The sequence below is a fragment of the Deltaproteobacteria bacterium genome, from assembly GCA_018668695.1.
Classification (GTDB): domain Bacteria; phylum Myxococcota; class XYA12-FULL-58-9; order XYA12-FULL-58-9; family JABJBS01; genus JABJBS01.
Map to the genome: position 1 here is coordinate 1 of JABJBS010000305.1, position 18,821 is coordinate 18,821.

Consider the following 18,821-nt stretch of genomic DNA (forward strand, 5'->3'; position numbering starts at 1 on the left):
AAGTCCGAGAGCAAGTGCACATGCGATGAGCCAGCTATTTTGCATGATGGTGAACCTCGTAACCTAAGAAGCTGTCCTTATGCATTCGCTTGTCTAGAGCCCAGACCGATCAGAAAAACTGCGGTGATGAGCGTGAGCGCACCAATCGGAACAAGGATAATACCGGGCCCGGGGTCGCCTCCCTGAATGCCCAAGCCTCCAAGGAAAAACCCACCCGGAAGCAGGATACTTGATGCCATGAGTAGAGCAGAAGGTTTGTGACTCCAGGTGCCAGGTCGTAGGTGCGTGGTGAGTGCGAAGCCTAGATGGGCAAGGCCTAATAGCGCGCCGTGAGCATGGGCGAGTGTCCAAAGCAGACGTCTGGTTTCATTGGACACATCGAGATAAAATCCAATCTTAAAACCATGCATGGCTTCGAGAGCGACTCCGATAAACAAAAAGACGAGCAGAGACCACCAGCCAAACTGAAGGTGCCGCGCGGTATAATCACTCGCCGGTTGCGTCATTGTATCATTTCCCCATGGTGTGAACCCTGCATTAAGTGTTGGACTTTTTGCAGGTGACGTCAACACGGTGACGGGGAGTTGTTGATTTTATAAGGAAAATTTTCTGCGATGTTGGTGCATCTTGTCATGATTTTCACGACCTTTATCCGCAGTACTGCCCGGAAAGTGGAAGTAAACCGACCAAGTTATTTAAAACTCCTCTGTCGAACCTCATGACTTGGGTTCGTTGACGCACCGGTTTGACGTTTAAGCGAACCCAACCGAAAGATTTACCCATACTCTGAGGTGGTAAAGTGACGCGGCCGATGAGTTTTCACCTAGCCACCTATCCGTGGCCTGGTAAACGAGCCTTGCTTTAGAGAGAGGGAGGTTTATATTCGCGCCAGTTCAAGCAAGAGGAAAGTATGAAAGTCATATACATCGATGCAGACGCGTGCTCAGTGAAGAAAGAGACCTACAAGGTTGCTGAGCGTTGGCACTGGAAAGTTGTGGTGGTTGCCAATCAGTATATCCAAACGCCGAGTTCTGAATTTATCCGTTGCGTGACGGTTGATAAAGGTGACGATGTGGCCGACGACTGGATCGCTGAGCGCTGTGAGCCCGGAGATGTTGTGATCACCAATGACATTCCCTTGGCCGCGCGTTGCTTGGAAAAGCAAGCTCGCGTTTTAGGTCAGAAGGGTAAAGAGTTCCACGCCGACTCCATAGGCGATGCTTTGGCTAGCCGGGAATTGGCACAAAATCTTCGCGAAATGGGTGTCATGACTGGAGGACCGAAACCGATGGAAGCAAAGGATAGGTCGCGGTATCTGGGTAAACTTGACGAAATTTTGGTGGCGCTGGGACGAGAATTTAAAGACCAGATGACCGCTGGGTCTTAAACCCATAGAGGTCATAATTACGGGTCGCTTGCCGCCGTCAATTTATAGTTTGAGCAATTTTTTGGGGATTTAACCTTTGAATGATTTCAAGGTTGAATCTCTTTTTAAAATCGAGGTAACACTTTCGCCGCTGCCAGGTGGTTCATTATTGATTGTACGCCACTCCGATAAAAGAGTGATTTAAGAAGGAGCAATGATGAAACCGAATTTAACAACGACAGTATTTTTGGCTTTGGGCGTTTTGGTGTTGAGTGCATGCGGCGCAGAAGGAGTCGGGATTACAGACCCCTCCAATGTTCAGGGGGCACTGGAAGCCGACTCTGAGGGCTCTGAAGCAGTGGGTTTCGATTGCCTGGAGCAATGCATCGACAAGGGTGAAAGCGAAGAGGACTGTGCGGGCTGGTGCTCAAAAGACGAATCTACGGAAGATTGCCTGGAGCAATGCATCGACAAAGGTGAAAGCGAAGAGGATTGCGTGGACTGGTGCTCAAAGGACGATACTGCGGCCGAATGCTTCGAAGAATGTGTCGACAAAGGTGAGAGCGAGGAAGATTGCACTCAATGGTGTGACGATTCTGATAAGTCCGAATGGGACGACAAAGATGAATGCGATTATGAAGATAAAGATGATTACGAAGATAAGTAATACTCTCTAAGTCTTTGAACTAAGTAAAATATTGAAAAGGCAGTTGGCGTCTAGGTCATCTGCCTTTTTTTTGTGGTTTAGATAACGGCTTTAATCTATTTTTCATTGAGATTACCTACTCACAAATTTGAAACTCCTAAAAATAACATCCACTTTGATTTGGTTTTTGTCTTAACGCTCGCCGGCTGGACTCTGCGCTTTGATGCTGCTACTTCAGGTTGGTGGACTTTGGCTTACTTCTTATACCGCTTGTAACCGGCCTTATTGGTTGGATCACCAATGCACTTGCTATTCGCATGCTTTTTTGGCCGCTGCGTCGAGTGGGTTGGCGACGTTTAAGTTGGCAAGGTGTTTTACCTGCCAATGCAGATCGAATGGCCACAACCTGTGTTCAGCTCATGACTTCAAAGCTGCTTGATGAAAAGGCGGTTTTTAAACGGATTGAGCCCTCAAGAATATCAGCGTTGTTGGGGCCTACCATTGAAGAGCATGCTGAAGGCATCGTTGAGGATGTGTTGGCGCGGCGCTTCCCCAGGCTCTGGAAAATGGTTCCGGAACTGGTACGGGAGAAATCTCGAAATCGTCTTCGCGGTGAGATTCCGAACGTGGTTGAGAAGATGATGGCCGAGCTCCATGATGAACTCGATGAATATTTAAATATTGAATCACTGGTCGTTAATGCCTTCAGCAACAACCGGGCTTTACTCAACAAGCTGTTTTGGCGATGCGGCAGTAAAGAGTTTATGTTTGTCGAGTACAGCGGTTTGATGTTTGGGGCACTCCTGGGATGCATACAGATGGTCGTCTGGATATTTGTTCAGCCGGGCTGGTTCTTACCTCTTACGGGCATCACTGTTGGATGGGCTACAAACTGGATTGCTTTGAAGATGGTTTTCGAACCCTTGGAACCTGTTAAAATAGGTCCGTTTCGGTGGCAGGGGCTTTTCTTGCGTCGTCAAGATGAAGTGAGCGAAGCTTATGCGGCTTTTTTTGCGAAGCAGATTTTACACTCTGAGGCATTGCTCAAGGCTGTTCTCGAAGGACCCGCCGCCGACAAGTTGATTGCGCTTTTGCAAAACTATGTGGATGAATCAATCGAGCATGTTTCGGGAGCAGCGGGAACAATTACCCAGCTGGCCGTAGGAACTGAGAAGTGGGAAAGTCTAAAGAGTGAAATAAGCGAAAGCTTGGCGGCCGTTATTCCGCATGAACTCGATCAGTTGCAAGATTATATGAGTGAGGCGATGGCTCTCGAGCAGGAGCTTTGTCTGAATCTGAAAAGTTTGACCTCTGAAGAGTTCGAAGAAGTCTTAAGGCCGGTTTTTCGGGAAGACGAGTCAACGTTGATTGCGGTCGGTGCTTTTCTCGGCGGTGTGGCCGGATTCTTACAGCTACTTTTGATGGTTCTTCTTTAAGCTAAATGGGCGATGAGTCAATATTCCAAGAACCTGAGAGTATCTTAGAGCAGGCCGAGTTTCTTAGCCCGGCTCATTAAGGTGGTTCGTGCCAATCCTAATTCACGTGCAGCTTTAGAGCAGTTACCATCATACTTTTCCAAGCATGCTTTCATTGTCTCATATTGCTTCGTTTTGACTTGGTCTTTGACGCTTCCTCTCGCCACCTTGGGTTTGGTGGGCGCAAAATCGAAATAGAAATGGTCAGGCTCCAGTGTGTCGCCTTCACACACGACAAGCGCACGTTGAACCAAGTTTTCAAATTCACGAATATTACCTGGCCAATCACAGGACTGCAGGGCTTGGACGAGGCTGGGGCCGACCGTTGGTTTCTTGTTGGTGAGATGTTGGTATTTATCGAGAAACCAGTTTAGGAGCTCGGGAATATCTTCGAGGCGTTCACGTAATGGCGGTAGAAAAATGGGAAATACATTGAGACGGTAGAAGAGGTCTTCGCGAAAACCACCTTCGGCGACTTCAGACTCTAGATCTTTGTTGGTCGCGGCAACGATGCGAACATCAACATTAATGGTGCTCACGCCACCCACTCGTTCGATCTCGCGCTCTTGCAAAACACGCAGGAGCATAACCTGAAGCTTCTGAGAGATATCCCCAATTTCGTCTAGAAAGATGGTGCCGCCATTGGCAAGTTCGAAACGTCCCATTCTGGTACTTGTTGCGCCTGTGAATGCCCCTTTTTCGTGGCCGAATAGCTCGCTTTCAAGCAAGGTTTCGGAGAGCGCGGCACAATTGACTCGGATAAAGGGTTTGTCTCTTCTGGTGCTGTTGTCGTGGATAAAACGTGCGGCGACTTCTTTGCCGGTTCCGGTTTCTCCTCGGATAAGCACACTTGTATCCGTTTTTGCAACTTTGGTTGCCAGCTTCAATACATTTTCGAGACCGCCATTTTGACCAATGATATTGGATGGTGAGGCTGGGGCTTGGAGCTCGTCGAGCAATGAGTTTGCAAGCACAGCTTTATCGGTAAGGTCTTGCCTGCGTTTGGAGATTGTTAACCAGCTTTCGAGGCACCGTCTTACTTCAGCCCGGCGCCAAGGTTTCACAATATACTCATGGGCCCGTCCACGGTTCAGTGCATTTAAGAGCCGTTGGCTGTCGCTGTACGCGGATACAATAATGCGAATGGTGTCTGGTACTTTTGTGACGATCTCTTCGAGGAGTTCGATGCCCGTCATTTCCGGCATCCGCTCATCGGTAAGAATGATAGCAACTCGTGGATCCGAGCTTAGAATTTTCAGACCTTCTTTGGCGGAGTTTGCTGTGATGAGCTCATACTCATCGCCAAATTGAAGACGGAAAAGCTCCAGGTTGTCTTTTTCATCATCCACATAGAGAATAACTGAGCGATGTAGAACTTCGTTTTCTTCGAGGGTTTTAGTCATTCTTTGATATTCGTCTATTTTGGGTCATGTTTTTTGTGACGTTATATGCTTCTTCAAACTTCACTCTATCTCGATTCGACCGCCTGTCCAAGGTGAGACGTGAAGAGAATTGATTTAACTCGTGTTTTCCGAGATTTAAGTCTGGTTGATATTTAAATACGCCATAGAACTTAACGGGGTTTGATAATCCCTTGGAGATATAGATCGATTAGATTGGCTAGAATTTCACCACCAAATTCTCCAAGGTGGATGTGATCAGGCAAAAGCGTGAGACCCTGTTGCTTCCCAGACTCATCCCAAGTTTTCCCACTGATGTAGTAGTCGGTAATGGCTCTAAGAATCGGGACCAACCGGTTGATAGGGCCGGGAGTGTATTGCGGCCGCTCTTGCACCGAGTTTGTGAGGTGCGTGGAGAGTTTTTCGTTGAGAGGAATAAGCGTTCGGTTTTCCTGGGCTACGATTTGGCGGATGTCAGCGTTGAAGGATTGTACAAGTTGGTTAATTTGGGAATCAGGGTTCTCTCCAAGAGGCGGGAGCGTACAGACTGCAACATGCTTAACCGCTTGAAGGCCTCGTAACAGTTTGGTCAGCTCCAGGCGGTAACCGCGCTGAGTGGGTACACTCGCAAGCTTGCCTTTTCGCTTGTAGGAGAGACCGTCTCCCAGATGGAAACTGCCCATCACATCGTTGGTGCCAATGAGAACAATCGCAACATCGGGCTTGCAGGCAAGGATTTCATCGAGCCTTTGATTCAGTTGCCAGGCGACACTGCTGTTGATACCTGCGTTGATAAAATGCAGTTCTGCATTCGCGAGTCTGTTTCCAAGCACGTCCACCCAATTGTAACTCACTGTTCCATGCGTGATGGAATCTCCAAGGCAAGCGACAATGGTTTTTTGGGGTCTAGGGTTAGATAGGAAATTTTGGGGTTGGTTATGGGGAAGTGATGTAACGCGTCTTGCTGTTTTAAAAATCTTACCTGGCGCCATTAGGAGACTGGTTAGTGAAAGTTTATTTCGGTCAGCTTGCATTGTCGTTGTCGCGTTTCGTAGTCAGTGTGCCTTCTGCATATAAGAGCAGAACAACGCTCTATAACTCTCCCTGGGTGTACTTGGTCAAGTACTCGCTCTCTCAACTTTAGTTTAAACCCGTCAACTCTATATTTCGCGACTTCGTTTGTTCTAGGGCGATCTAAAATGGGGGAACTTGAGCTTCTCGAAAGAGATACCGTTGACCGGGGTGCAGCCAGAGGCATAAGTGCATATCAAGTATGGGCTGAGCATCGTGTTTGACCTAGAGAGGAATCCAGATGGCAGATTTAAGTCAAATTGAAAACTCGGTTCGTAGCCGTGCGGGAGAGCAGTGCGAGCTTTGTGCTGGCAAGGAAAGCCTTGGCATTTATGAAGTCGGCCCGGTGGTAGAGCCATCTGAAGACCGCTCTATACTTCTTTGTGGCGTTTGCCTGAGTCAGATTGAACCAGCGGCAGATTTAGACGCTAATCATTGGTATTGTTTGCAGGGCTCTATTTGGAGTGAGGTTGCAGCCGTTCAAGTGATGAGTTGGCGAATGCTTAATCGGCTCAGCGATGAGGCTTGGGCGCAGGACCTACTTGATCAAGCTTATCTTGAGGAACCTGTTATGAATTGGGCTCGCGAGGGACTGCCCGCACAAGCAGATGACGATGATGATGCAGTGAAGACCTTTGATAGTAATGGGACGCTTCTCTTGGAGGGGGATACGGTCACTCTGATCAAGGACCTTGATGTTAAGGGTACATCGTTCGTGGCCAAGCGAGGAACGACCGTGAAGAATATACATCTCACGAATAACCCTGAGCACATCGAGGGAAGAGTGAATAAGATGAGTATTGTCTTAAAGACTTGTTTTCTAAAGAAAATAGCCTAAGGCTTTGGTCCTATTTACATTTTCATACCTGCTTTAACTTCTTGTGTTCTTTCTCTTCTTGCAATCCTGCCGCATGGTTGCCACTTTAAAATAAGCAGTTTCGCGGTGTGTGTTGCGCTGAGAAATTTCTGAAAGGCAGTGCTCCCATGCGCATGTTTCCCCTGGGTTTTTTCGCGTTTTTTGCGGGCTTATTCTTAGTTTCTTGTGGAGGTACGGAAGATCCCGTGCCCACACTTGAACCGGCCCACGTGTATCCATTGGATGACGAGCTGCGGTTACACCATGTACAGGTTAAGGGCACTCATAACAGCTACCATCAACGCCCTGAGACAACCATTCATCCCACGCACGAATACAGTCATGCTCCACTGGATGTTCAGCTAGAAACCCAAAATGTGAGAACCTTTGAACTTGATTTGCACCGGTTTGATGATTCCTTTCAAGTGTTTCACTTGGCGCTGGTTGACGAGGTGAGTTCTTGCTCACTCTTTGCAGACTGCCTGTCGGTCATCCAAACTTGGTCAGCTTCGAAGCCAGACCATTTACCTATTTTTGTCTGGATGGAAATGAAAAGTGGGATGACCGATGCGCCGCTCGAGAGTCTTCTGATGATCGAGGATGAGATTCAAGCGGTGATTCCACCTGAGCAGCTTCTTACACCGGAACTTGTTCGCGGTGAGTATAGCTCGGTGCGTGAAGCACTGGACACCGTGGGGTGGCCAACGCTTGGTGAAGTCAGGGGCAAGGTCATGTTTATCATTCTAAATAACGGTGAGCACACTGGACCCTATACGAATGATTTTACCTCCTTAGAAAATCGACTCCTCTTTCCTCGGGCAGCGTCTAGCCAATACAGCATGCCTTGGGCGGCGGTCGAAAAGTTGAGCACTGGTTCAGCTGATGGAATCGCTCAAACAGCCGGCGAGGGTAAGATGCTTGTGGCGGCTAATGTATGCTCGGCCGGTGACGAAGACACCGCCTGTTATGCAAGCCTTGAAGCTGGTCTTACCAACGGGCTCCACATGTTAAAAGACGATTTCCCTTACCCAGTTGCTGAGCGAGAGTATTGGCTCGAACTCCCTGATGGCCCCGTAGCTTCGTGTAATCCACTCACAGCTCCCGCGAACTGCACTGGCGAAGCTTTAGAATGGAAATCGACTCCGTAAATCGTTTTTGTACCTAAATTGAGTTGGATAAAGTCGATTTGGGCTTGGCAAACCAAGTTTCATCGCGTAGCGCCGAATTTCAGAGATAGCCGGAGAAGTTATTATGAATATCGGAGTCATCGCGTGGATGTGCCTCTTTTGGGCCTTACAAATCGTCGCTAATATTTTCTTTAAATGGGGCAGTGACGGCACACTTAAGTGGCTTAGCGGATTTCTCCTTGGGCATACGTTTGGCATCACGAGTATGGCGGTGCTGATGGTGATTTATAAAATGATGAGTCCGAACATCGCTTTCGGGGTCGCGATGGGTGGTGCATTTTTACTGAGCCAAATCGCAATCGCCGTGGTTTTTAAGACGGACCTCTCAGTGATTCAATATGTGGGCATTGGCACGGTTGTCATCGGCATGACGCTCTTAGCTGTGGGGCAACCCGCCAGCGTCTAGCACCTAGTGAGCCAGATCTTCTCTCATTTTGTACGCTGGTCTTGAATTTAGCGCCAGACTGCTTCGTCTTAACAGGTCTCTTCGAGTGGAGAATGTCATGCGTGTGTCGTCAATTATCGCCGCTGCCGGTCTATTATTATTAACCGGCTGCTGGACCATCAAAGACTTCGGAGCGGGAAAGTGCCGCGAGTATCGCCCAGCCTGTGGAGTTGATGAGACGGTTTGCGAAGCCGACGGACAAGGGTGCACTGTATGTACCTGTGTTAAACGCAATGGAAGGTTTCCAATCAGGGAGCCTCATTTCGATCCCTAGGGTCACATCTCTTCTTTTTCTAGTGCTCCATCGAGACTTGTGGGTTGAATCTTCTGCGATATTTGGGAAAGTTGCGAGGCCGTAACGAGCAAGCTGAGCCTGTTAGGCGAGACCAGGGAGACAATCATGACACAGAGCATATTGCATCAATCCGTCCGAAACTCACTCGCTGAAGTTTCTAGCGACATTGAGATTGTTTCCTGCGATGCAGGTCAGGCGGATACTGCTTTGTTTTGTGAACAATTGGGCTACGATTTAGCCGATTCAGCCAATTGCATCCTATTAAGTTCGAGAAAGCCAAAGGGCGTTTACGTCGCTTGCGTGGTTTTGGCTACGCATCGCCTGGATGTAAATGGCAAGGTGCGTGCTCTGCAAGGCATGAAGTTTTCGTTCGCGAAGGCTGAACAAACGGTTGAGTTAACGGGCCAGGAAATCGGTGGTGTTACACCTTTGGGTTTACCAGAGTCTGTTCCAGTTTTGGTAGATGCTGCCGTTATGAAGCGAAATAAAATTATCATTGGGGGAGGCAACCGGACTTCAAAGATAATCTGCTCGCCAAGTCTTTTGACCGAGCTGGATGGGGTTGAGGTACACGAATCCTTGGGTTTACTAAGGGACGAAAATTAGGAGCCTGTGTTGTTGTCTGAACGATTTCTCACATCGAGCTTTCTTTATCTCTTAAGTTTTATTTTTACTCTTGTTGCGCTCCAGGCTCTACTGGTCCCGAGCCTTTTTGTGCTACCGGTAGAGATTCACCTAATGAGTCCTGCCGGCTTTGCTGAAGTTAGGGCCGGATACAGTGGGTGTTTTGGCGGCTTGGCTTTTATGTTCTTCAGGGGGGCTAAGTACCCCGAGCATCGACAGTTAAGCTTGATTTTGGCGGCATTGGTACTGGGTCTCTTCTCGTTAGGGCGATTTGTCAGCTTGGGTGTCGAGGGCGTGCCTAACGACTTTTCTATAATCGTACATGCGGCAGAATTGTGTGCTTTTTCTTTTTCTTGTGTTCTCATATTGAGAATAAAACGTGAGATCTAGTTTTCGTCTAATATGGAGGTTTTGGTATGCCACTGATTAAAGTTCAAACCAACGTAAGTGAAGTTTCAGGCCATTCGAGTGAGTTGTTGCTCAGAGGTCTTTCTCAACTTCTTGCGGAAGTTTTAGAGAAGTCTGAAGATTACGTGATGACTGTTTTAGAACCACAATCGTTAATGACATTTGGCGGTTCGCCGGAACCGGCATCCTATATGGAGATTAAGAATATAGGAACGATGACCTCTGAGCAGACGCAGCGTATCAGCGCCGCGGCATGTGCTTTGGTTAAAGAGCACCTTGGAGTTGAGCCAGGCCGCGTTTATCTAGAGTTCAATGATGCTCAGCGGCACCTTTGGGGATGGAATAGTAAGAATTTTGCCTAAGCCTTATTCGCTGGGACCAAGCTCGCTGAGTTCATGAAGCAGCTCAATCTGTGAGCGATTTTCTCGCTGACCGTTTGGAGAGCGCTGAATATAGGTCCCATCGGGCTGCAGGACCCAGGCCTCTGAGTTATCTTTTAATGGTTTATGAAGAGCTTCCTCGAGAATGCGTTGGCGATGATTGGGGTTTTCCAGGGGGAATGCTACTTCTACCCGTCGATAAAGGTTTCGGCTCATCCAGTCTGCACTCGAGCAGTAAAGCTTCTCTTCACCGGCTGCGTAAAAATAAAAGACCCGAGAGTGCTCCAAAAAGCGTCCTATAATGGAGATAACGGTAATGTTTTCGGAAAGACCGGGCACGCCTGGCCTTAGGCAACATATTCCTCTGATGATGAGATCAATTTTGACGCCGTCTTGGCTGGCTCTATAAAGATTGCGAATCATTGCTGGTTCGGAAAGAGAGTTGGCCTTAACAATGATTCTTCCGGGTCTCCCGGCTTTGGCTTCGTTGGACTCGAATTGAATCATTTCGGCGAGGCGGCGGTTGAGGGTGAAGGGTGAAGAGAGCAATCGCTCTAAACTTGCCGCTTGGCCAAGGCCTGTGAGCTGAAGAAATACTTTGTGAATATCTTCACATAGAACCGGGTCATCCGTGAGCAGCCCGATATCTGTATAAGCTCTGGCGGTTCCTGGGTGATAATTGCCGGTACCAAGGTGACCATATCGCTTTAAATCGGTGCCTTCTCGACGCACAACCAATAATATTTTTGCGTGTGTTTTATATCCGACAACTCCGTATGAAACGTTTACACCAGCGTCTTGAAGCTTGGTCGCCAAGTCGATGTTGGTGGCTTCGTCGAATCGAGCGCGAAGCTCAATGACTACCGTGACTTCTTTACCAGAACGGGCTGCCTCGAGCAGTGTCACCACGAGTTCTGAGTCTGGCTGGGTTCGATAGAGCGTCATTTTGATTGCTAACACATTCGTATCGCGAGCCGATTGTCTTAAGAACTCGAGTACCGGTGAGAATGCCTGGTAAGGGTGGTGTAAGAGTATATCTTCAGCTCTGGTTGCCTCGAAGATAGAGTGCTCGGCTAGGTTCAACGGGCAGGCTGGAACAAAGGACGGGTACCGTAGGGCTGGATCATCCACTAAGTCTCGCAACTGTTCGAGCCTATTCAGGTTCACTGGTCCATCGGCTTTGTAGAGGTCGAGTTTCGTCAGGTCAAAATGCTGCAGTAGAAAGTCGTTAATCTCTGGTGTTGAATCGATGCCGACTTCAAGCCGCACGGCATCTCCATAGTGCCGATTGGATAGCTCACCGGCGACTGCGCTCAATAGGTCGTCTGCCTCATCTTCATTAATCCAGAGGTCTGAATTTCGGGTGACGCGAAATGGATGGCATCGCACCACGGTCATGCCCTCGAATAGGTCAGCGATATTTGTCTTCATTACACCGGTTAGGAGAATGAAGTCTCGGCCTTTAGATTCTTGGACCACCGTTCTTGGAACTTCAATAAGGCGCGGCAAAGCACGAGGGGCTTGTACCAGTGCATAAGGGTTGCTGCGGCCAAATGCGTCGGTCCCATCGAGCTCCACGATAAAGTTTAGGCTCTTATTCTGGACACGTGGGAATGGGTGAGCGGGATCGAGGCCTACAGGAGTAAGTACTGGCAACACATTAGATAGAAAGTAATCTCGTGCCCATGCTTGTAAAGCGGGGGGCGCATTATCAACGTCGTGCAAGCGAACCCCGGCGGCCTTGAGGTCGGGAATAATTTCATCGTTAAGACAACGGTATTGTGCTGTGACGAGTTTGTGGGCTTTTGCGCTGACGAGATTTAAGGCTTCTGTGGGAGATGCCTTGTCTGGGCGGGGGTTCGATACTCCCAGTGCTATCTGTTGTTTAAGTCCGGCGACCCGAATCTCAAAAAATTCGTCGAGATTAGCCGAACTGATGGTCAAGAAGAACAACCGTTCAAGTAGCGGGATACGCTTGTCGTGGGCTTGAATGAGAACGCGTTCGTTGAAGTCCAGTAGACTTGTCTCGCGGTTGAAGTAATTGTCGGGATTATCTAGTGCGAGGACGGCTTTGGGCGAATCGGAAGTCAGATCATCCTGCTCGATATCTTGATTGCTTGATTCCAACGCCATTTCCATCACCCTCAATTTAGAGTGTCGCTAAGATTTATCGAGCCGTAAACCGGCAAACACCTTCATTATCTAACTTTTGTGGGTGCCTACAATGTTTAGTTGTTTAATTTCAGAAGCTTACGTAGCATTTAAGTAGCGTTGACAAGTTGCCGGTTTGCCCATACCTGCACCTTAAGATGTCGGACTATGACTACAGATTCAGCGGTATTGCTCGCCTTTATGGGGTTGAAGCACTGAAGCGTCTTCGGGCCGCTCACGTTTGCGTGGTGGGCATTGGGGGCGTGGGGTCTTGGACTGTTGAAGCATTGGCGCGAAGCGGGGTAGGAAAGCTTACCTTGATCGATATGGACGATGTTTGTTTAAGCAATGCGAATCGGCAGCTTCATGCTCTCGACGGCACGGTTGGTAAACTAAAAATAGATGTCATGGCAGAGCGTGCAAGGGCCATTCAGCCCGAGTGTGAAATCAATACGATTGCTGATTTTTTCACTGCGACCACAGCCGAAAAGCTGTTGTCTACTGATTTTGACACGGTGATTGACGCCATCGATCAACAGACCAACAAATGCTTGCTCCTCGATGGCTGTAAAAAACGCGATATCCCGGTGGTCACAGTTGGAGCTGCAGGTGGAAAATGGGACCCGACGGCGGTGCAGTCCGCTGACCTGACTAAGGTAAGTTACGATGCTTTGCTTAAGCGTGTTCGTAAGTCTCTGAGGCGCGATTTTGGTTACAGCCGTGACCCTAAACGTAAGTGGGGCATCGATGCAATTTTTAGTACCGAAAAAGCGGTTTACCCTTCGCCGGATGGCGGTGTTTGTGAAAAGCCAGACTCTCAAACTTCTTTGAAGCTCGATTGCTCAAGTGGGTTTGGTTCGGCAACCCATGTGACGGGAACCTTTGGGTTTGCTGCAGCTTCTGTTGCCATTCGCAAAATTATAGCCGAAGCCTAGCGGGTGCATCGCTTACTGCAGGCTTAAGGGCAAACTCCACACGGCCCGAGGAAATGGCTCTCGACTTGATAGACGTGACGTGCCATCCTGTTCAATATTTCACGAATTACCTGTTTGGAGATGGTTCTATGGCAAACTGGGACGAGCGATTTTTGAAGTTGGCCTTCCATATTGCTTCATGGAGCAAGGACCCTTCGACCAAGGTGGGCTGTATCATCGTGGGAGAGGACCGCGAGATCCGCAGCACGGGCTTTAATGGTTTTCCTCGAGGTATTGAAGACAGTGAAGAGCGCTATACCAATCGTGATTTAAAGTACCCGTTGATTTGTCACGCTGAAGAAAACGCGATTATGCACGCTGCGCGTATTGGTGTTTCACTGAAAGGGTGCCGTGCTTATGTGACCTGGCCGCCTTGTACACGGTGCACTCGATCGCTGATTCAGGCTGGGGTGGAAGAAGTGGTTTATCCTTCAGAGCTAACAATTCCCGAACGCTGGTTGGAAGATTTCAACCTGGGACGTCAAATGTTCGATGAATCAGGTGTTAAAGTGCGCGATGTCCCGGTTGAAACCGGCGACTAGTTTGATTCGGCTTCCCCGGTTTCATTGCTTGCGGTTTATGCAAATCAGTTCTCTACTTTACAGTCCATTCTGTCTTGCATAGAGAGAAACTATTAACCCTATCGAAATGGTTTAAACAATGCCTCTCGTGGCTCATTCTGGACTGCCTTCATTCGACAGACTTCGCAGTGATGGCGAAGAAATTCTCGAATTGGATAGAGCACATGATCAAGACATTCGTGAGCTGCACATCGGCTTGTGCAATATCATGCCGGATGCAGCCCTAGAAGCCACGGAGCGGCAGTTCATGCGGCTCATCGGTAGCTCAAACCGGATTGCGCAGTTTTATGTTCACCCATTTACTTTGAACGGTATTGAACGAGGCGCCGATGCTCAAAAATACATCGACGAATACTACACTGATTTTGAGACGCTGCGTAAACAGGGTGTGGATGCACTTATTGTAACGGGTGCCAACGTTCAGGGGACACGCTTTGAAGACCAGCCGTTTTGGGGTGAACTTACCGAGGTGTTTGAATTTGCGGCCGCTCAGGTCACGTCAACGCTTTGTGCTTGTCTGGCCACTCACGCCGCTTTGAAGCATTTTCAAGGGATTGAGCGCGTTCACCAAGGAGATAAGCGTTGGGGTGTGTTTTCACATCGCACGTCTTCTTTTGCGCATCCACTTGTTCGTAATATTAATACACGTTTCAACGTACCGCACTCAAGGTTTAACGATATCTCCCAGGCTCAAATGGAAGATGCCGGCATGTGTGTTTTGGTCACGAGCCAGGAGGCAGGTGTCCATTTGGCGGTGAGTGAAGATTTGTTTCGATTTGTGTTTTTCCAAGGCCACCCAGAGTACGACCGCAACAGCTTGTTTAAAGAATACAAGCGTGAGGTAGGCAGGTTTGTGAACGGGGAGCGTGAAGACTACCCGAAGTTACCTGACCATTATTTGAGTGCTGAAGGCATTGCTCTTTTAAAACGATTTGAGAGTGAGCAGGGCAGCGTGAAGAGCATTGAGGGCTTTCCGGAAGAAGCGGCTTTGGTGCATGTCGACAATACCTGGGGCGACACTGCCCGCAGTATCTTTAATAATTGGATCGGTATGGTTTACCAGTTAACGAACCGGGACCGTACAAAGCCTTTCATGGAAGGTGTCGATGCATCCGACCCGTTGGGGCTTCGCTCTCTTTAAGTCGAAGGCCAATGCCTCTCCATAAAGTCAAAGGTATCACGCCAGCAGCGTCTCGTTTGCTTTCTCCAAATCAGCATTTGGAAGGCATGAATTTCACCCGGGTATTTAGCGAATTGTGAGGGTGATTGTTGCCGGCGCAGTGCCTGACCCAATCTAATAGAATCGTCCCTTAGCGGGTCATCTCCGCCCACAGAGATAAAGCAGGGGGGTAGAGGACTGGTGGGTGTCTCTTCTTCAAGAACCCGAAGGGGATCTGCAAGCGATGCGGGTTGTCCGGCTTGACTCTCGCTCGTGAAATAAGAGTTGCTCACAATATTCATGAGATCTACATAAGTTGAGGCCGTGCCTGGGTCACGTTCATATCGGTCGATATTGGTCACTTGCAGAATACCGCATTGAGGAAGCGCCATCACTGGAGGATGTCCGAGGCTCTTAAGCTCTTGGGCGTAACTTTCGGGGCGTTCAAAGTGATATGCGCATACCAATGCCATAATAAGATTGGCACCCGCAGATTCACCGGCAACCATAATTTGCGAGGGGTCGCCGCCGATTCCTCGAGCGTGTTGAAGTAACCAGGCATAGGCTTTAAACACATCTTTAAGCGGTTCTGGGAATCGGTGCTTTGGATAAAGCCCATAATCTACGTTGACGACGAGGTATCCCTTTTTTGCGAATATGAGCCCCATAAGCCAGTGGCTATCCTTGGACATCGCTCGAAATCCCCCACCATGAACATAGAAGACAATCGGTACGGTCTTTTTTGACGTTTTCACGGGCCGGTAAATATCCAGCTTCTGGCGCTTGTGTTCTTGTCCGTAACGAACGCCGCGCTTCACCGACACACCATGTAGCTTGGGGTGAGCAAGTGGGTGATAGCGACCGGCGTAGGCCAAGCTATTGAAGAAGCTGTCGGTGGCCATGCTCGCAAGCTTTCCGCGAACTTTTCGCTTGGTCCCATCGACAGGTCCAAGTTTAATGAGTTCCAGTGCGTTGATAGCTCGGTTGAGCATGGACTCTCCTTAATCGTATTCTAGGTGGGTCGATAGTCAAACGCGCGTCACCTGTAAATGGCTCTCGAAACTGAATTCTGAAGCGAACCTTATAATGCTCATTGTTTCAGCTACTTAGAGCGCCACTGCTTTAGGGATAGATTCGAGGGTTGGTGAATTGGGGAGCGACGGAGGGTATTTTCGAGGGTGAATAGGGTGAGGGAAGGTTACGTTTTTGTAGAAGCCATTTAGTCGCAAAAAAGCCTCGGCTACCTACAATAGGCAACCGAGGCTTGTCTCATTTAAAAAACACAGGACTTAGAACGAAGCGATAAGTTCTACGGCTCCTGTAACGCCAACATCCTCGCCATCAGGCTTGTCGGCTCGGACTTCAACCGCTCCGATAAAGTTATCGTTGACTGCGAAGAGAAAAGCACCTGTTCCGCTCATGCCTTTGTGTCCACCGGTTTTCGACTGGTCGAGATAGTCGAAACGTGCAGTGGCGCTGTATGAGTCACTGAAGGCATAGTTTACTTTACCGAGGGCGCCGATAGCGATTTCACTATCGAGCATTCCCATATTGGCTTCGATAAAAACCGTTACATCACCAAACTTGAGTGCTGAGTCGACATCAACCATGAGCTGGTCGCTGCCTTGCTCGAATGTGGTCGAGAGAGCAACGTGACCGAGTTCTTCCAGGCCATATTCAAAGCGACCACCAAAGTTTGGAAGGTCAGGTGAACCCGCCTTGTCCCAGTCGTTTGCCATCCACAACTTAGCACTGATTGCACCGCTGGTATAACCGGCGAATACACCCGTTAGGTTACTTGGCGTTGCATGCTCAAAAAGTAGGCCTGAGCTGTACTGGTACATGTCCACAGGGTCTAGTGCCTCAATCCCGACGGGAGCGTTGACTTTACCAACGGTAAGCGAGAAGCCGTCGCTTCCGCCCCCGAAATAGTATTCCAGGTAGGCTTGCTCAATGAGGTTATCTGCATCTATCGCTCCTCCAGCTGGGAATACGTTGAGGTCCGTGCGAACGGTTAGTCCGGCAGCGGGGCTGGACGAGAAATCGAGTTCTACTTGGTCCACACCATATGTGATTTTTTTATCGATGTCGGTACCTGTAAAAGATGTGGATAATGATGCGTCGATGAATCCGCTTACGGTAACACCTGTTGACGCTGCTTCTTCCGCTCCCGCTAGAGAAGGAACACAGAGCATGAGCGCTATACCGATAAAGCCAACTTTTTTCATTTCTTTTTCTCCAAAGAGCGTGGACCATTTTGCTTCAAACGAATTTCTCTCGTTCCTGCAATGGTCCCCCCGTTTAGTGGTCGATGCCTTGAGCGATGATGCTTACGGCAATGCTTCTTGCTTTTAGAGAAGCAACACTTGTGCCAGAACGCTTAAGTTTTACTGAACTTGAAAAAAGCTCTTTAGATTGAGGCAAGTAGATAATGGGGCATTTGAGAGTGCTGAAATCCGCCCAAATGATGTTACGTAGATGTCGGATTCCTGGTAAATTAATGACAAATATGTCGATTCACGAATTATCTTTTACTGGATTGGGTATTTTTCTAGGTAGCGGTCAACGGTGGCGGTGGTTTTACCGTCAACATTGTAAAAAGACTCTGATTTGACCACGTACCCTTGGAATGGCGCTGTCTCCCCAAAGACTTTTTCCCCGGACTTCAAACGACTCTCAGGAGTAAGTCGCACAAGAGCGGCTTGGATGGATTCAAGGAACTCTGGAGACATTGAGCTTTGTCCTACCCAGGCTTCCCGCGGGATCTGGGGTGTTTTAGCAATCGGGTTGAATACTTTTCCGAGGGTGGACTCCGCATTGGTGAGCCCTTGCTCCCATATCGCGCCAGCAAAGACCTGACCGGTGGCGATGGCCTTGGCGACAGCTTCGTGATTTCCCACATAGAAGATTTCGGAGAAGTCTCGTTGAGGTTCAATGCCGTTGTCGATGAGAAGGGCCAAGGGGTACTTAAATCCGCTCGAGGAGCCTTGGTCTACAAAGGCAAATGTTTTCCCCTTGAGGCTTGTGAGGTTTTCGACGTTATCTTTTTTGTGGGTGAAAATAACACCTCGGTAATGACCCGTCATCGTGTTGTTGACGAGCTCTGAGACCGTTGCAAGATAATGGCTCGTGCCGGGGGATTGCTTCAGCAGCTCAGTGTATAGGTTGGCCGATAAGTGGGCGATATCGATATGCCCATTCTGAAAATTTGATAAAAGCTCATCGTAGTTTTCGCTGATATTGAGCATGAAGTGATGACCGGTTTCTTCTTCAAGATATTGCAGAAGCGGCCCGATGTAGAGTTTCGTGTGCTCATGGGCATCCCATGGACCTATGCCGAATTGGATAGACTTTTGGGCCGCAGCTTGGGCTTGCACGGAGTGCTTCTCCCAGATGACCGTCGGCGAAAATTTTTCGGGCGTTTCCGTGGAGCTTTGGCAAGCAAAGAGCGAGGCCGCGATGACTGGAAAAATACAGCTAAGCGCTTGTATGGAGATAACTTTTTGCATTCGTGATGATGATAATGGGGCTGGTAGACTAAAAAAAGGCCATAATTAGATTAGAGAGGCTCTTTGCGCTGGTTAATTGGCTTACCGCATGTCAGGTTGGCCAGGCCCGAAGTATTTGTGTGGGAATGTTAAATGAACCTTAGGAAAAACCTGAACCTGCTTTGCATGATTGGCTTTGCATGGTCTCAAACAATTTTGGCTTCAAGTGCGGCTCAAGCTCATGGCTCCAACCCCGCGGGATTAACCCCGTTTCTAGTGGATGGAGAAATGGTGGGAGCTGCCACCAACCTTGGG

20 protein-coding genes are annotated in these 18,821 nt (G+C 48.8%); 13 read left to right on the forward strand and 7 right to left on the reverse strand.

Annotation, left to right across the window (positions count from 1 at the left end):
• Positions 1-77 precede the first annotated feature (77 nt).
• A complete protein-coding gene (locus HOK28_16435) occupies positions 78-506 on the reverse strand; it encodes a hypothetical protein (GenBank protein MBT6434685.1) in 429 nt (142 codons plus the stop codon).
• Positions 507-910: 404 nt separating this feature from the next.
• On the opposite strand from HOK28_16435, the gene HOK28_16440 reads away from it, so the two are divergent.
• From HOK28_16440 to HOK28_16450, 3 genes are all read left to right on the forward strand, one after another.
• Positions 911-1,387 carry a YaiI/YqxD family protein gene (locus HOK28_16440; GenBank protein ID MBT6434686.1) on the forward strand — a complete coding sequence of 159 codons (477 nt, stop codon included), beginning with the start codon at positions 911-913 and terminating at the stop codon, positions 1,385-1,387.
• A gap of 196 nt (positions 1,388-1,583) precedes the next feature.
• Entirely contained in the window at positions 1,584-2,033 is a 450-nt protein-coding gene (locus HOK28_16445) for a hypothetical protein (protein MBT6434687.1), read from the forward strand.
• 221 nt (positions 2,034-2,254) lie between these two features.
• Positions 2,255-3,448, forward strand: coding sequence for a DUF445 family protein (locus HOK28_16450; GenBank protein MBT6434688.1), 1,194 nt, complete (start codon positions 2,255-2,257; stop codon positions 3,446-3,448).
• Between the two features lie 44 nt (positions 3,449-3,492).
• Here HOK28_16450 and HOK28_16455 read toward each other — a convergent pair whose 3' ends face one another.
• Positions 3,493-4,890, reverse strand: a complete 1,398-nt coding sequence (locus HOK28_16455) for a sigma-54-dependent Fis family transcriptional regulator (protein MBT6434689.1) — start codon at positions 4,888-4,890, stop codon at positions 3,493-3,495.
• Between the two features lie 170 nt (positions 4,891-5,060).
• Entirely contained in the window at positions 5,061-5,741 is a 681-nt protein-coding gene (locus HOK28_16460; protein MBT6434690.1) for an SGNH/GDSL hydrolase family protein, read from the reverse strand.
• Between the two features lie 458 nt (positions 5,742-6,199).
• Between HOK28_16460 and HOK28_16465 the strand changes: the two genes are divergently transcribed.
• The 7 genes from HOK28_16465 (at position 6,200) to HOK28_16495 (ending at position 10,135) form a co-directional block, all read left to right on the forward strand.
• A complete protein-coding gene (locus HOK28_16465) occupies positions 6,200-6,796 on the forward strand; it encodes a PhnA domain protein (GenBank protein ID MBT6434691.1) in 597 nt (198 codons plus the stop codon).
• Positions 6,797-6,942: 146 nt separating this feature from the next.
• Complete coding sequence (locus HOK28_16470) at positions 6,943-7,962, forward strand: hypothetical protein (protein ID MBT6434692.1); 1,020 nt, start codon at positions 6,943-6,945, stop codon at positions 7,960-7,962.
• 103 nt (positions 7,963-8,065) lie between these two features.
• The gene (locus HOK28_16475) at positions 8,066-8,407 is read left to right on the forward strand and encodes a hypothetical protein (protein ID MBT6434693.1); all 342 of its coding nucleotides are present in this window, start codon (positions 8,066-8,068) and stop codon (positions 8,405-8,407) included.
• 97 nt (positions 8,408-8,504) lie between these two features.
• Entirely contained in the window at positions 8,505-8,720 is a 216-nt protein-coding gene (locus HOK28_16480; GenBank protein ID MBT6434694.1) for a hypothetical protein, read from the forward strand.
• 126 nt (positions 8,721-8,846) lie between these two features.
• A complete protein-coding gene (locus tag HOK28_16485; GenBank protein ID MBT6434695.1) occupies positions 8,847-9,347 on the forward strand; it encodes a hypothetical protein in 501 nt (166 codons plus the stop codon).
• Positions 9,348-9,359: 12 nt separating this feature from the next.
• A complete protein-coding gene (locus tag HOK28_16490) occupies positions 9,360-9,755 on the forward strand; it encodes a DUF4345 family protein (GenBank protein ID MBT6434696.1) in 396 nt (131 codons plus the stop codon).
• A gap of 26 nt (positions 9,756-9,781) precedes the next feature.
• On the forward strand, positions 9,782-10,135 hold the full coding sequence (locus tag HOK28_16495; protein MBT6434697.1) for a hypothetical protein: 354 nt from the start codon (positions 9,782-9,784) through the stop codon (positions 10,133-10,135).
• Between the two features lie 3 nt (positions 10,136-10,138).
• On the opposite strand, the gene ppk1 is transcribed toward HOK28_16495, so the two are convergent.
• A complete protein-coding gene (gene ppk1, locus HOK28_16500) occupies positions 10,139-12,286 on the reverse strand; it encodes a polyphosphate kinase 1 (protein ID MBT6434698.1) in 2,148 nt (715 codons plus the stop codon).
• 176 nt (positions 12,287-12,462) lie between these two features.
• On the opposite strand from ppk1, the gene tcdA reads away from it, so the two are divergent.
• The 3 genes from tcdA to HOK28_16515 all read left to right on the forward strand — a co-directional run bounded on the left by tcdA (position 12,463) and on the right by HOK28_16515 (position 15,000).
• The gene (gene tcdA, locus HOK28_16505) at positions 12,463-13,239 is read left to right on the forward strand and encodes a tRNA cyclic N6-threonylcarbamoyladenosine(37) synthase TcdA (GenBank protein ID MBT6434699.1); all 777 of its coding nucleotides are present in this window, start codon (positions 12,463-12,465) and stop codon (positions 13,237-13,239) included.
• 128 nt (positions 13,240-13,367) lie between these two features.
• Entirely contained in the window at positions 13,368-13,820 is a 453-nt protein-coding gene (locus HOK28_16510) for a dCMP deaminase family protein (protein ID MBT6434700.1), read from the forward strand.
• A gap of 118 nt (positions 13,821-13,938) precedes the next feature.
• On the forward strand, positions 13,939-15,000 hold the full coding sequence (locus tag HOK28_16515; GenBank protein MBT6434701.1) for a homoserine O-succinyltransferase: 1,062 nt from the start codon (positions 13,939-13,941) through the stop codon (positions 14,998-15,000).
• Here HOK28_16515 and HOK28_16520 read toward each other — a convergent pair.
• The 3 genes from HOK28_16520 to phnD all read right to left on the reverse strand — a co-directional run bounded on the left by HOK28_16520 (position 14,997) and on the right by phnD (position 18,527).
• The gene (locus HOK28_16520) at positions 14,997-16,010 is read right to left on the reverse strand and encodes an alpha/beta hydrolase (protein ID MBT6434702.1); all 1,014 of its coding nucleotides are present in this window, start codon (positions 16,008-16,010) and stop codon (positions 14,997-14,999) included. The two genes, HOK28_16515 and HOK28_16520, sit on opposite strands and share 4 nt — an antisense overlap.
• 297 nt (positions 16,011-16,307) lie before the next feature.
• Entirely contained in the window at positions 16,308-17,246 is a 939-nt protein-coding gene (locus HOK28_16525) for an outer membrane beta-barrel protein (protein ID MBT6434703.1), read from the reverse strand.
• A gap of 303 nt (positions 17,247-17,549) precedes the next feature.
• The gene (gene phnD, locus HOK28_16530) at positions 17,550-18,527 is read right to left on the reverse strand and encodes a phosphate/phosphite/phosphonate ABC transporter substrate-binding protein (GenBank protein MBT6434704.1); all 978 of its coding nucleotides are present in this window, start codon (positions 18,525-18,527) and stop codon (positions 17,550-17,552) included.
• Positions 18,528-18,821: the final 294 nt, after the last annotated feature.

Coding starts and splice junctions, on each gene's coding strand:
- HOK28_16435 (MBT6434685.1), bottom strand. CDS start 506: ATGACGCAACCGGCGAGTGATTATACCGCGCGGCACCTTCAGTTTGGC.
- HOK28_16440 (MBT6434686.1), top strand. CDS start 911: ATGAAAGTCATATACATCGATGCAGACGCGTGCTCAGTGAAGAAAGAG.
- HOK28_16445 (MBT6434687.1), top strand. CDS start 1,584: ATGAAACCGAATTTAACAACGACAGTATTTTTGGCTTTGGGCGTTTTG.
- HOK28_16455 (MBT6434689.1), bottom strand. CDS start 4,890: ATGACTAAAACCCTCGAAGAAAACGAAGTTCTACATCGCTCAGTTATT.
- HOK28_16465 (MBT6434691.1), top strand. CDS start 6,200: ATGGCAGATTTAAGTCAAATTGAAAACTCGGTTCGTAGCCGTGCGGGA.
- HOK28_16470 (MBT6434692.1), top strand. CDS start 6,943: ATGCGCATGTTTCCCCTGGGTTTTTTCGCGTTTTTTGCGGGCTTATTC.
- HOK28_16475 (MBT6434693.1), top strand. CDS start 8,066: ATGAATATCGGAGTCATCGCGTGGATGTGCCTCTTTTGGGCCTTACAA.
- HOK28_16480 (MBT6434694.1), top strand. CDS start 8,505: ATGCGTGTGTCGTCAATTATCGCCGCTGCCGGTCTATTATTATTAACC.
- HOK28_16485 (MBT6434695.1), top strand. CDS start 8,847: ATGACACAGAGCATATTGCATCAATCCGTCCGAAACTCACTCGCTGAA.
- HOK28_16495 (MBT6434697.1), top strand. CDS start 9,782: ATGCCACTGATTAAAGTTCAAACCAACGTAAGTGAAGTTTCAGGCCAT.
- ppk1 (MBT6434698.1), bottom strand. CDS start 12,286: ATGGCGTTGGAATCAAGCAATCAAGATATCGAGCAGGATGATCTGACT.
- tcdA (MBT6434699.1), top strand. CDS start 12,463: ATGTCGGACTATGACTACAGATTCAGCGGTATTGCTCGCCTTTATGGG.
- HOK28_16510 (MBT6434700.1), top strand. CDS start 13,368: ATGGCAAACTGGGACGAGCGATTTTTGAAGTTGGCCTTCCATATTGCT.
- HOK28_16515 (MBT6434701.1), top strand. CDS start 13,939: ATGCCTCTCGTGGCTCATTCTGGACTGCCTTCATTCGACAGACTTCGC.
- HOK28_16520 (MBT6434702.1), bottom strand. CDS start 16,010: ATGCTCAACCGAGCTATCAACGCACTGGAACTCATTAAACTTGGACCT.
- HOK28_16525 (MBT6434703.1), bottom strand. CDS start 17,246: ATGAAAAAAGTTGGCTTTATCGGTATAGCGCTCATGCTCTGTGTTCCT.
- phnD (MBT6434704.1), bottom strand. CDS start 18,527: ATGCAAAAAGTTATCTCCATACAAGCGCTTAGCTGTATTTTTCCAGTC.